Consider the following 11,887-nt stretch of genomic DNA (forward strand, 5'->3'; position numbering starts at 1 on the left):
GAAGCAAAGGAAGGGCACCTTCACAACGCTCCGCGTTGTAGAAGGTGCCCTTCTTATCGTTGCAGGCCGGTGGCCTAGCGGTTCGCCGGGCCGCGGGTCTTCGGGTCGGTGTTGCGGCGCACCGGCAGGACGGTGACGTTGTCGGCCTGCATCCGGGTGACCACTTCGAACAGCTCTTCCTGGTCCTCGCGGAGCAGCTCCACCATGGCGCTGAGCTTGCCGAGGTCCTCGCGCACGTGCAGCTGCGGAGACTCCCCGGGGCTTGCCCGCCCGGCCGTCTCCTCCAAAGTCTTGCTGAACTGGGCGAGCTGCTGGACGATGTCGCTCAGTGCCGTGATCACGATGCGCATGTGCTCACCGCGCTGGTGGTCGCGGGCCAGCTGCCGGGTTTCCGCCTCGTGCAGGCGGTTGACGAGGTGCTGGTTGGACAGCGCCACCGCGCCGGCGAGCATGAGCACCACGCCGATCGCGGTCGCGGCTATCACCCTGGCCAGCACGCTCGTCTCTTCGCTCACCCCCTGGCCGGCCGGCCAGACGACGAGATATGCAGCCAGTACCAGGACCAGAGCGAGGCCGACGATCGAGAGCCAGAACGCCCCGCTCTTGACTTTGACAATCACCTGTCTTCCCTTCCGGGACCACTGGGCGTCCGGGCGTACGCGCCGAATGAACGAATACTCAGCGTGCCTCCAGCGACGGCGCTGCGCTAGTAACACAGAGCGAATTCACGCACGACGCCGAATTGTGGACTGCAGGTCAACCCGCCATCATCCGGACGTACTGACTCCGGGCGCTGAGGACATCACCGATTCAATGAAGACGCATGTTGCAATTCGCACGTGCACCGTACGTCTAAAAATGCGGATATAGCAACTCTTGGGTGGATCGCCCCCGCGTCACCATGAGTGACAACATGAGTGGACATCGATGTACATTAACGAGGTGTTACATCGAATCGGGCAGTTGCCTTCAAAAATAGGCTACTCAGAGTAGTACTCGATCACTCTGTGCTGATCAATGAACCAGGGCGAGCATGGTCGTGAACACTCCGAAGGAGACGAACACCCCCAGCCCGAAGATCACGCCCTCGGCGAACAGCAGCAGCATCGCCGGCAGCCTGGTGCTGCCGTGCCTGCGGCGATAGAGCTCCGAAGCCATCGACCCACTCCTTCAGCGTGGCACCCAGCCGTGCTTGACCAGCAGAGCGGCGACGTCCTCGCGCAGGTACCGGCGGTGCCCGCCGGCGGTGCGCGTGACGCGCAGCAGGCCGCGGTCGGCCCAGCGCTTGACGGTCTTGCGGTCCACCGGCAGCAGCGCCAGCACCTCGGCCGGGGTCATCATGTCGCGGCGGCCGGCGCGCACGCCGGCCCCGTCGCGCAGCCCCGCGGCGTAGACGGCGGCGAGCGCCGTCACCAGCCGCGGGGTCAGCTCGTCGCCACCGCAGGCGTGCACCGCCACCTCGCGTACGTGCGCGGGCAGCCGCGGGACGGGCGTGGGGGAGTCAGACACCGGCGTGCTCCCTCGTGCCGGGCTGCTCGCCGCCGGCGAGTCCGCGGGGGCCGGCCGACCAGGTGGGCCACCAGGGCTCGTCGCCGCCGATGAGGTCGCGCACCGCGGCCAGCTCGGCGTGCAGCGCGACCGCCTCACCGCGGTAGCGGTCGCGCTCCCGGCAGGCGCGCCGCGCCAGCTCCTCGGCGCGCCGGGCGAGCACCGCCTCGGCCACCAGCGCCGAGCGCAGCGCGCTCACCTCCACCCCGGCCCGCATGGCCTCCCGGTCGCACAGCCGGGCCAGCCACCGCCGCCACGCCCTTCGCATCACAGGTATGCCTGCCGGGTCGACGGGACCTGCGGGTACGCCCCGGTCGCGGTGTGCCTGCCCCGGTAGTCCACGGCCGGGTACGGCGGCACCGCGTCGAGGTACGCCGTCACCTCGGGATCAGCCTCCGGCCGGCGTACCGGCGCGGCCTGCCCCACCGCGGTCGCCCGGCTCGCCGGGACGGGGTCGCCGGCCGGTCCGGCGGGTCGCCGCCGGGATCCCTCCGGCCGGCGCCGGTCCAGTGCGTGGCGCCAGAACGCCACGATCGTGCGCCGCCGCGCGGGCTGCGGACCGTCCTCGGGGCCCCACCACCGCTCCTCGGTGTCGTCGACCCGGTCCAGGATCAGCTTCGCCTCCTCGACCAGCGACAGCCGGTCGCGCATCAGGAACAGCGTCGCGGAGAAGCTCACCGCGGCCACCGCCGCCGTGTACAGCGACAGGAAGGTGGTGGACAGGGTCATGACCTGCCCTCCTCGAAGCCGTCGGGCAGCAGCCGGCCGAGCATGCGTACCGCGCGGCACTGCAACGCCTTGACCGCGCCCTCGCTCTTGCCCATCGACTGCGCGGTCTCCGCGGTGGACAGTCCCACCAGGAACCGCAGCGCGATGCAGCGCTGCTGCGAGGGGTTGAGCTTCTTGACCGCCGCGAGCAGCGCGAGGTTGTTCACGTGGTCCATGGCGACCCGGTCCGGAGCGCCGTCGAGGCTGAACTCCTCCTGGTCGAAGTCGAGGACCTCGCCGCTGACCTCGAAGCGGTAGCGGCCCGACTTGTAGTAGTCGGCCACGATGTGGCGCGCGATGGTGATCAGCCAGGCCGCGAAGTCCCGGCCCTGCCAGCGCACGCTGCCGATGCGCTTGAGGGCGCGCAGGAAGGTGTCGGACGTCAGGTCCTCGGCGGTGGGGCTGTGCCGGACCCGGAAGTAGATGAAGCGGAAGACCGCGGGGGCGTACTGCGCGTAGATCTTCCCGAACGCCTCGGTGTCGCCCTGCTGCGCTCGTTCGACCAGGTTCCATACGTACGACTGCTCCTCGGGCACCGATCCGGCGAGGGTGGTGCGGGCTTCCGTCGTGACAGCGGTCGGGCTCATCCGCGCGACACCCGGCCCTTGCATGTCATGAGCACGTAGGTTGCTCCTCTTCTTGCGGGGGGATCGTTCATCGAAAGGCCCGCCGGACCGGGGTTCACGGTCCGGCGGGCCCGGGGTGTGGCCGCCCAGTGCCTTGGACGGCCACACCGCGAGGGGGAGCAGCGGCGTACCGCTGCGGCGCCTGCCGGCCGACCCCGAGACGATGACGCGGTCCGGGCGCGGACCACGTTGTTTGCGGGCGACGCACCGTCATCTGGATCTGTCGGTCTGGCGCTGGACGTCACGATAACCGTCGTCCATACACGACGCAAGCAACGACGTATGGAAACGACGTTTACCCTCTAATGGGTGACCGTGAACCGGTCAAAACCCTTACTTCGCCGAGGCCATCACCGGAACTCGCGTCGCTTGTTAACGACGTGTGGGGGATGGAAACGCATCGGATGAGCCCGGTAGCCTGTTAGGTATGGGCGACGTATCAGCGGCAGCGGCGGACCGGGCGCAGCCGGACACCGAATGGGGCCGGTATCTGCGTCGCATGACCCGCCGGCCCGGCTGGTCGGTGGCGAAGCTCGCGCGCGACTCGGGCATCGCCCGGCAGACGATCTTCGACTGGATCCGGGACGGCGGCGACTCGGTGACCGTCGGCTCGGTGCGCCGCGTCGCCGACGCGCTCGGCGACGACGTCGTCAACGCCCTGACGGCCGCGGCCAACGTGGCACACCACGACGCCGACGAGGAGCTGACCCCGATCCTGCAGTCCGACCTCGACCCGCAGGCCAAGGCCGAACTCGTCGAGTACCTCACCGGCCTGCGCGAGGCCCAGCGCCACGCCCGCCGCACCGAGATCACCGCCATGCTCAACCGCCCCCGCAGAGCTGCTGCGTAACCTGCCCCGCTGCTAGCCTCGGTGCAATGCGAGTCTCCGCGTTGATCCTGCCTGTGTACCCCTGGCGCGAAGGCCGCCACGTCTGGCGGGAGGCTGAGGACCTCGGGTTCCACGCCGCCTACACGTACGACCACCTGTCCTGGCGGACGTTCCGGGACGGTCCCTGGTTCGGCGCGGTGCCGACGCTCACCGCCGCGGCCGGGGTCACCGAGCGGCTGCGGCTGGGCACCATGGTCACCTCGCCGAACTTCCGGCACCCGGTCACGCTGGCCAAGGACGTGATGACGCTCGACGACGTGTCGGACGGGCGGGTCACGGTCGGCATCGGCGCGGGCGGCATCGGGTTCGACGCCGCGGTGCTCGGCCAGGCGCCGTGGTCCACCGCGGAGCGCACCGAACGCTTCGAGGAGTTCGTGCCGCTGCTCGACCGGCTGCTCACCGACGGCGACACCACCCACCACGGCAAGCACTACTCGGCGTACGAGGCACGCATGCTGCCCGGCTGCGTGCAGCGGCCCCGGGCCCCGCTCGCGATCGCCGCCACCGGCCCGCGGGGGCTGGCGCTGGCGGCCCGGCACGGGCAGGCCTGGATCACCACCGGACCGGCCCGCAAGGGCGACGAGACCGACCCTGAGCTGCTGCCGGGCATCATCGCGGGCCAGCTCGACGGGCTGGGGCGGGCGTGCGCCGCGGAGGGCCGCGACCCGGCGGAACTGTCGCATATCCTGCTCACCGGTTTCACGCAGGAGCGGCCGCTGGCGTCGGTGCAGGCGTTCGTCGACTTCGCGGGCCGCTACGCCGCGCTGGGCATCGACGAGATCGTGGTGCACCGCCCCGTTCCGGGCACCTGTTTCGACCCCGGCCAGGGCGTTTACGAGAAACTCCCGGCCGCGGTGGCGGCGGCGTTCGGCGGCTGAGCGGGCGCGTCGAACGTCCCGTTTCCGCCGACTGAGCGATCGTTCAGTCTCGCGCGTGTATCCGGGATTTGTCGAGACAGTGACGCCCCGTTGCAACCTAGGTCACATCAGAGGACTAGGCTTGCCCGTCGTGACACGCCGCGCAAAGATCGTCTGTACTCTCGGCCCTGCCACCTGGTCCCCCGAGCGCCTCCGCGGGCTCGTCGAGGCCGGGATGGACGTCGCCCGCATGAACTTCAGCCACGGCTCCCACGCCGACCACGAGCAGGCCTACCTGCGGGTCCGTGAGGTGTCGGCCGCGACCGGCAAGGCTGTCGCGACGCTGGCCGACCTGCAAGGTCCGAAGATCAGACTTGGCAAGTTCGCGGACGGCCCCCACGAGTGGCGTACCGGTGACAGTGTTGTCATCACCAGCGACGACATTCTCGGCACCGCCGACCGGGTCTCCTGCACCTACCGCAAGCTGCCGGCCGAGGTCAAGACCGGCGACCGCCTGCTCATCGACGACGGCAAGGTCGCCGTCGAGGTGACCGGCGTTACCGGACCGGACATCCGCTGCCTCGTCATCGAGGGCGGGCCGGTCTCCAACAACAAGGGCGTCTCGCTGCCGAACGTGGCCGTGTCGGTGCCCGCCATGTCCGAGAAGGACGCCGAGGACCTGCGCTTCGCGCTGGCGCTGGGCGTCGACCTCATCGCGCTGTCGTTCGTGCGCTCGCCCGAGGACATCAAGCTGGTCCACGCGATCATGCACGAGGTGGGCGTCGTCCGCCCGGTCATCGCGAAGATCGAGAAGCCCGAGGCGGTCGACAACCTCGAGGCCATCGTGGACGCCTTCGACGGCCTCATGGTCGCCCGCGGCGACCTCGGCGTCGAGCTCCCCCTCGACCAGGTCCCCCTGGTGCAGAAGCGCGCCGTCCAGCTCGGCCGCGAGTACGCCAAGCCGGTCATCGTGGCCACGCAGATGCTCGACTCCATGATCGAGAACTCGCGGCCCACCCGCGCCGAGGCCTCCGACGTCGCCAACGCCGTGCTCGACGGCGCGGACGCCGTGATGCTCTCGGGCGAGACCAGCGTCGGCAAGTACCCGGTGCTGACCGTCAGCACCATGGCGAAGATCATCACGACCACCGAGGCCGGGCAGATCTCCGTGCCGCGGCTGCAGCACGACCCGCGGACCCGCGGTGGCGCGCTCACCGTCGCGGCCTCCCAGATCGCCCGCGCCGTCGGCGCCAAGGCCCTGGTCGCGTTCACCGTCACCGGCGACACCGTGCACCGGCTCGCCCGGCTGCACTGCGAACTGCCGCTGCTGGCCTTCACCCCCGAACCCGCGGTACGCGACCAGCTCGCGCTCGCCTGGGGCGTGGAGACCTTCCTGATGCCGTTCGTGCACCACACCGACGACATGTTCCGCCAGGTCGACGAGCGCCTGCTCAGCCTCGGCCGGGCCGGCGTCGGCGACTACGTGGTGGTCGTCGCGGGCAGCCCGCCCGGCACCCCCGGCTCCACCAACACCCTGCGCGTACACCAGCTCGGCTCGCTGGCGATGCCGCAGACCCTGGCCCAGGCCGCACAGCCGACCCAGGGCTAGGGTGAGCGCGACGCCGAACGAACGTTCGGCCCGCGCGAACGGAAGTGACATGAGCGAGCCCATCACCGGCCAGGCCGCCGTGGACAGCCTGGTCGAGCTGCTGGACCTGGCCCCGGTCGACGAACTCGTCTTCCGGGGCCAGAACCCGCCGATCGGGCCGCCGCGCGTCTACGGCGGCCAGGTCGCCGCGCAGGCGCTGGTCGCCGGCGGCCGCACCGTGGACCCGTCCCGGCACGTGCACTCGCTGCACGGCTACTTCGTCCGCGCCGGCAACATGGCCGAGCCGATCGACTACCACGTGGAGAAGATCCGCGACGGCCGCTCCTTCTCGGTCCGCCGCTCCGTGGCGATGCAGCGCGGCAAGCCCATCTTCCTGATGTCGGCCTCGTTCCAGGTGCGTGAGGAAGGCCTGGACCACCACGACCCCGCCCCGGTCGGCGTGCCCGCCCCCGACGAGCTGCCCACCATGGCCGACCGGCTCTCGCCGTACCCGGAACGCCTGGGCATCTGGAAGATCCTGCCCCGCCCCATGGACGTGCGCTACGTCGACGAGCCCGGCTGGGTCCGCCCCGGCAAACGCGCCGCCAACGACCAGCAGCGCGTCTGGATGCGCCTCGACGGCAAGCTCCCCGACGACCCGCTCCTGCACGCCTGCGCCCTGACCTACCTGTCCGACCTGACCCTGCTCGACGCGGTCCTGTCGGTCCACGGCGAGGTCTGGGGCCCCGGCGGCGTCATCGGCGCCAGCCTCGACCACGCCCTCTGGTTCCACCGCCCGTTCCGCGCCGACGAGTGGTTCCTCTACGACTGCGCCAGCCCCTCCGCCTCCGGCTCCCGCGGCCTCGCCACCGGCCGCATGTTCACCCGCGACGGCCGCCACATCGCCACCGCCGCCCAAGAAGGCCTCCTCCGCCCCGTCGGCGCCTGACCCCTCGCTCGGCTCCCTCGCCCCCTCTGCCGCGGCGATCTTGCGTGAACTGTGGGTGCGACACGCCTGAAACGGGCAAAAGGTCAACAGTTCACGCAAGATCGTCGTGATCATGGGTGGAGTGGGTCACGGGGTGGGGTTCGTTCGGGTGGGGGAGTGATCCGGGCGGGCGATAATCGGGGCATGCGACTGTCCGCTCGTGTCGATTACGCGCTTCGTGCGGTGATCGAGCTCGCCTCGGCCGGGGACGGCCCGGTCACCTCTGAGCGCATCGCGCGGGCGCAGGAGATCCCGCCGAAGTTCTGCGAGAGCATCCTGCTGCAGCTGCGGCGGGGCGGCGTCGTGTTCGCCCAGCGCGGGCCGGACGGCGGGTACTGGCTGGCCCGGCCCGCCGAGCAGATCTCCCTGGTCGAGGTCGTCGAGGTGATCGACGGGCCGCTCGGCTCGCCGCGCGCCGCGCAGGCCGACGCCCCGCTGGGCGCGGCGCACGCGCTGCAGCAGGTGTGGACCGCCGTGGAGGAGTCCGAGCGGGCCATCCTGACCCAGGTCACCATCGCGCACGTCATCGCGGGGGTGCTGCCCGAACCGGTCGCCGCCCACCTGCCGCTCGCCGCCTCCTGACGGATACCGGACAGGGTCGTCTCACCAGTGGTTCACAGGCGGGCTTGCCTTCTCCACCATTCCTATTAAACTGATCGGAAATACCAAGAAGCTGGGATCAGTAGGAGGCAACGGCCGTGCGGAAACTGCTGGTCATGGCATTGGTGGGGCTCGCCGCCCAGCTCGTCGACGGAGCACTCGGCATGGCGTACGGCGTCACCTCCAGCACCCTGCTCCTCATCGCCGGCATCTCCCCGGCCACCGCCTCCGCCTCCGTGCACCTCGCCGAGGTCGGCACCACCCTCGCCTCCGGCATCTCGCACTGGCGCTTCGGCAACGTCGACTGGCGCGTCGTACGCAACATCGCCCTGCCCGGAGCCGTGGGAGCCTTCGCCGGAGCCACCGTGCTCAGCAGCATCTCCACCGAATCCGCCATCCCGTGGACCGCAGGCATCCTCTTCGCGCTCGGCGTCTACCTGCTCATCCGCTTCGCCCGCCCGCTGCGGCCCACCCGCCCCCGCGCGCTCCCGCGCCGCTTCCTCGCCCCGCTCGGCCTGTTCGCCGGCTTCATCGACGCCACCGGCGGCGGAGGCTGGGGCCCCGTCGCCACCCCGACACTGCTCGCCTCCGGCAGCATGGAACCCCGCAAGGTGATCGGGTCCGTCGGCACGTCCGAGTTCCTCGTCGCCGGCGCGGCCAGCATCGGTTTCCTGCTCGGGCTCGGCTCCGAAGGCTTCGTGCTGCCGACCGTCGCCGCACTGCTGGTCGGCGGCGTCATCGCCGCGCCGATCGCCGCCTGGCTGGTCCGCCACGTGCCCGCGCAGCTGCTCGGCGCGTTCGTCGGCGGGCTCATCGTGCTCGTCAACACGCGCAGCCTGCTGCGGGTGTTCAAGGTCGAGCCCGACCTCGGGCCGTACGCGTACCCGCTGGTCGTCGTGCTCTGGGCGGTGGCGATCAGCTTCGCGGTGGGCGCCTGGCGGCGTACCCGTGCGACGCAGGCCGCAGTCACCGCCGAGCCGGAGCTCGTGCCCGCCGGCTGATCCGGACATGGCACCTGACCACAGCCCTCGGCCGGTTCCCCGGTCGAGGGCTGTGGTCTGTCGGCCGAAGGGCGTGAACTGGATTCCTAGGATGGTGGAGAGGTGGTGCCGGCTGCCACGCGGCGATGGCCGCCGGTGTGCCGGTGACGGTCGGGCAGCGGCGGCGGCCGTCGGGCAGCGGTCAGGACTTCGGTCCGACGTGCCGGTCGAGCAGGGCGACGGCGTCGCGGCGGGCGACGGACAGGGAGTTGCGGCGGTTCAGCCGCCACGCGACGCCGAGCAGGTCCAGCGCCCAGCCGCAGAGCGCGAGGATGTCCGCGGACTCGTTGGCGAACAGGTAGCGCGGATACTCGTAGGTCCGGCCGGCTTTGGTGATCCGGTTGACGGCCCGGCACCCGTCGGAATGAAACAGGCCTCGTACGAACGCCCCTGGGTGGTCGAGGACGGTGGCCCGCTGCCAGGGCTCGAGCTCGATCTTGCGCTCGTGCTTCTTTCCCGGGCCGGCTTGGGGGAAAAGGCACGGCCAGTGTTTCGAGTAGCTCTGCAGGTTCACGCATCCCTTTTGTCGGATGCGCTGGACGCGATTGGCGAGTGTGGCGAGCATCGCTCTTTCTGTCTGGTCCATGAGGTCCGGGTAGACCTCGGTGCAGGAGATCCGCAGCACCGGGACCTTCGCGGAGGTGACCAGGTGACCGTCGCCGAGGTAGGCGCCCAGCAGATAGGCGTACTGCGCATGGTCGGCGGGCGTGGCCGGGCGGCATCGGAAGCACCGATCCTCGGTGAATCGGCTGTCCGGTGCGCCTTCATGGCGGCACCACGTGCGCACCGTCTGGTAGGGCAGGCCGAGGCGGGCTGCGATCGAGGAGATCGACGACCCGTTGCGGTGTTCGAACTGTGCCTGACGGCGAACGGCGAGGGGGCGCACAGCCATCGATTATCGAACGTCTGTACGACACTGGTGCCGGGAACGGGATTCGAACCCGCATGCCCTTTCGGACAATCGCTTTTGAGGCGATCGCGTCAGCCTGTTGCGCCATCCCGGCGAGCTTGCGTCACTGTACCCGACTAGGCTGCCGGGTAGGCAAACGGCATTCGTGGTGTGTGGGGGTTGTGGTTCCGGTGACCGAGAAGCAGGCTGGTGTCGCGCGTAAGCGTGTGCTGATCGCGGAGGATGAGGCGCTGATCAGGCTGGACCTGGCCGAGATGCTCGGCGAGGAGGGCTACGACGTGGTCGGCGAGGCCGGTGACGGCGAGACCGCGGTGAAGCTGGCCGAGGAGCTGCACCCCGACCTCTGCATCCTGGACATCAAGATGCCGATCATGGACGGTCTGGCGGCCGCGGAGCGGATCGCCGGCGCGCGCATCGCCCCGGTGATCATCCTGACCGCGTTCAGCCAGCGTGACCTGGTCGAGCGGGCCCGTGCCGCGGGCGCGATGGCCTACCTCGTCAAGCCGTTCCAGCAGAGTGACCTGGTGCCCGCGATCGAGATCGCGCTGTCCCGGTTCGCCGAGGTGGCGGCCCTGGAGGCCGAGGTCGCCGGGCTGAACGACCGGCTGGAGACCCGCAAGGCCGTGGAGCGGGCCAAGGGCGCGCTGATGACGCAGTACGGCATGAACGAGCCGCAGGCGTTCAAGTGGATCCAGCGCACCGCGATGGACCACCGCCTGACGATGCGCGAGGTGGCCGAGCGCATCATCGTCGAGGCGGCGGCGGCCGAGTCCGCCGAGTAGCAGCTCATGTGCGCGCGCCGCGGCCGGGGTCCCCACGGTCGCGGCGGCGGGCCTACGATCGGTCGATGCCGTCCGGTCGTGGCTTCGTCGCGCTGACACTCCTGGTCGCTCTCCTCGGCGGGTGCACCCCGGCCGGGACGTCCCCGCCGCCCGAGGTCGTGCTCCGCCCGCAGTGGCGCGAGTTGGCGCTGCCCATGCCGCCAGGCCCGGCGGGCCGACTGGTGCTGCGTGACGCGACGGTGTGCGGCGGCCGGTGGTACGTGACGGGTGCGCTCGCCGACGCTGACGGGATGACCCGGCCGGTGGCGTGGACCAGCCCGGACGGGGAGCGCTGGCGGTCGCTGGAGTTCCTGGGCACCACTCACTACGGCCTGCGGGCCGTGATCTACGCGCTGGGCTGCCGGGGTGACCGGATCGCGATGCTGGGAGCGCGCAGCGGGGGAGCGCACGGCAATCCCCGGGTGACCCAGTGGTACGGCGGCCCGGACGGCCCGATGCACGAGGTGATCGCCGGCTTCCAGCTGTACGGCGGCCCGGATGCGGTGAACGTGGCCCGGCTGGCGGGCGGCCCGCGGGGCTGGGCGATCGCGGGCAACCGGCTGGCGGGGGCGGCGGTGTGGCTGTCGCCGGACGCGGCCGAGTTCGGCCTCCGCGAGGGCGTGCCGGAGCTGGCGGGCGACGCGCGCGGCGAGACGATGGCGTACGACGTGACGCCCGTGCCGGACGGCTGGCTGATGGTGGGGGCGCTGAGCCCCGCGGACCGGATCGACCGGGACGCGCTGGCGTGGCTGTCGCCGGACGGCGAGCGCTGGTCGCGCGTGCCCGCGCCGGCGTCGCCGGAGTATGAGGAGTTCGACCGGGTGGCCGTGGTGGCGGGCACGCCGTACGCGGTGGGGTTGCGCGGGGCGCGGTTCGGGGCGTGGCGGCTGGTGGACGGCGGGTGGGCCGATGCCGGGGTGTTCGGTTCGACGCGGCCGGGGCCGGTGGCGTGGGTGGCGGAGCTCGCGGTGACGGACGGGGGTCTGCTGGCTGCCGTCTCGGATGGCGAGATGTACCGATTGTGGCTCATGTCACCGGAACAGGGCTGGGTCGGGGTCGCTACGCCGGCTCCGCTGTCCGCGGCCGGGGTGAGCGCCGCGGGGGTCGCCGGGGCGGGCCGGCGGGTTCTGGCGTTGGGTGACGACGGTTCCGGAGCGCACGTGTGGATCATGGACCTGCCGCCGAAGCACGCATGATACTCGCAGGTCACCGGGGGGTACGCCCGAATGGTGCTGCTCACGTAACGGTTGGG

Annotated in this window: 15 protein-coding genes and 1 tRNA gene; 8 read left to right on the plus strand and 8 right to left on the minus strand. The window is 71.0% G+C overall.

What is annotated here, in order from left to right; all coding sequences use genetic code 11:
* Window positions 1–74: 74 nt before the first annotated feature.
* The 6 genes from Cco03nite_RS30585 to Cco03nite_RS30610 all read right to left on the minus strand — a co-directional run bounded on the left by Cco03nite_RS30585 (window position 75) and on the right by Cco03nite_RS30610 (window position 2,903).
* On the minus strand, window positions 75–620 hold the full coding sequence (locus tag Cco03nite_RS30585) for a hypothetical protein (RefSeq protein WP_203696422.1): 546 nt from the start codon (window positions 618–620) through the stop codon (window positions 75–77).
* A gap of 394 nt (window positions 621–1,014) precedes the next feature.
* Entirely contained in the window at window positions 1,015–1,158 is a 144-nt protein-coding gene (locus Cco03nite_RS30590) for a hypothetical protein (protein WP_203696424.1), read from the minus strand.
* A 12-nt stretch (window positions 1,159–1,170) separates the two neighbouring features.
* The gene (locus tag Cco03nite_RS42970) at window positions 1,171–1,509 is read right to left on the minus strand and encodes a helix-turn-helix domain-containing protein (RefSeq protein WP_275412088.1); all 339 of its coding nucleotides are present in this window, start codon (window positions 1,507–1,509) and stop codon (window positions 1,171–1,173) included.
* On the minus strand, window positions 1,502–1,816 hold the full coding sequence (locus tag Cco03nite_RS30600; RefSeq protein ID WP_203696426.1) for a hypothetical protein: 315 nt from the start codon (window positions 1,814–1,816) through the stop codon (window positions 1,502–1,504). Before Cco03nite_RS30600 ends, Cco03nite_RS42970 begins: the two co-directional genes overlap by 8 nt.
* Complete coding sequence (locus Cco03nite_RS30605) at window positions 1,816–2,277, minus strand: hypothetical protein (protein WP_203696428.1); 462 nt, start codon at window positions 2,275–2,277, stop codon at window positions 1,816–1,818. The genes Cco03nite_RS30600 and Cco03nite_RS30605 overlap by 1 nt, the downstream gene beginning before the upstream one ends.
* Window positions 2,274–2,903: a sigma-70 family RNA polymerase sigma factor gene (locus Cco03nite_RS30610; protein WP_373314367.1), complete on the minus strand. Its 630-nt coding sequence runs from the start codon at window positions 2,901–2,903 to the stop codon at window positions 2,274–2,276. The genes Cco03nite_RS30605 and Cco03nite_RS30610 overlap by 4 nt, the downstream gene beginning before the upstream one ends.
* A 466-nt stretch (window positions 2,904–3,369) precedes the next feature.
* Here Cco03nite_RS30610 and Cco03nite_RS30615 point away from each other — a divergent pair, with 466 nt between their 5' ends.
* The 6 genes from Cco03nite_RS30615 (at window position 3,370) to Cco03nite_RS30640 (ending at window position 8,865) form a co-directional block, all read left to right on the plus strand.
* A complete protein-coding gene (locus Cco03nite_RS30615; protein WP_203696432.1) occupies window positions 3,370–3,792 on the plus strand; it encodes a helix-turn-helix domain-containing protein in 423 nt (140 codons plus the stop codon).
* Window positions 3,793–3,818: 26 nt separating this feature from the next.
* Window positions 3,819–4,709, plus strand: coding sequence for an LLM class flavin-dependent oxidoreductase (locus Cco03nite_RS30620; protein ID WP_203696434.1), 891 nt, complete (start codon window positions 3,819–3,821; stop codon window positions 4,707–4,709).
* 130 nt (window positions 4,710–4,839) lie between these two features.
* On the plus strand, window positions 4,840–6,297 hold the full coding sequence (pyk, locus tag Cco03nite_RS30625) for a pyruvate kinase (protein WP_203696436.1): 1,458 nt from the start codon (window positions 4,840–4,842) through the stop codon (window positions 6,295–6,297).
* 49 nt (window positions 6,298–6,346) lie between these two features.
* Window positions 6,347–7,225, plus strand: a complete 879-nt coding sequence (locus tag Cco03nite_RS30630; RefSeq protein WP_203696438.1) for an acyl-CoA thioesterase — start codon at window positions 6,347–6,349, stop codon at window positions 7,223–7,225.
* A gap of 183 nt (window positions 7,226–7,408) precedes the next feature.
* Complete coding sequence (locus Cco03nite_RS30635; RefSeq protein WP_203696440.1) at window positions 7,409–7,846, plus strand: RrF2 family transcriptional regulator; 438 nt, start codon at window positions 7,409–7,411, stop codon at window positions 7,844–7,846.
* A 116-nt stretch (window positions 7,847–7,962) separates the two neighbouring features.
* Window positions 7,963–8,865 (plus strand): sulfite exporter TauE/SafE family protein, encoded by a 903-nt coding sequence (locus Cco03nite_RS30640; protein ID WP_203696442.1) that lies wholly within the window; start codon window positions 7,963–7,965, stop codon window positions 8,863–8,865.
* 181 nt (window positions 8,866–9,046) lie between these two features.
* Here the strand turns inward: Cco03nite_RS30640 and Cco03nite_RS30645 are convergent, their stop codons facing one another.
* Together Cco03nite_RS30645 and Cco03nite_RS30650 are read right to left on the minus strand one after the other, a co-directional pair.
* Complete coding sequence (locus Cco03nite_RS30645) at window positions 9,047–9,796, minus strand: transcriptional regulator (RefSeq protein ID WP_203696444.1); 750 nt, start codon at window positions 9,794–9,796, stop codon at window positions 9,047–9,049.
* A 25-nt stretch (window positions 9,797–9,821) separates the two neighbouring features.
* Window positions 9,822–9,908 (minus strand) — tRNA-Leu (locus Cco03nite_RS30650).
* A gap of 76 nt (window positions 9,909–9,984) precedes the next feature.
* Between Cco03nite_RS30650 and Cco03nite_RS30655 the strand changes: the two genes are divergently transcribed.
* Window positions 9,985–10,596: an ANTAR domain-containing response regulator gene (locus tag Cco03nite_RS30655; RefSeq protein ID WP_155374664.1), complete on the plus strand. Its 612-nt coding sequence runs from the start codon at window positions 9,985–9,987 to the stop codon at window positions 10,594–10,596.
* A gap of 65 nt (window positions 10,597–10,661) precedes the next feature.
* Window positions 10,662–11,831 carry a hypothetical protein gene (locus Cco03nite_RS30660; protein WP_203696446.1) on the plus strand — a complete coding sequence of 390 codons (1,170 nt, stop codon included), beginning with the start codon at window positions 10,662–10,664 and terminating at the stop codon, window positions 11,829–11,831.
* The last annotated feature ends 56 nt before the right edge of the window (window positions 11,832–11,887 follow it).

Source organism: Catellatospora coxensis (assembly GCF_016862635.1).
Taxonomy (GTDB): Bacteria; Actinomycetota; Actinomycetes; order Mycobacteriales; family Micromonosporaceae; genus Catellatospora; species Catellatospora coxensis.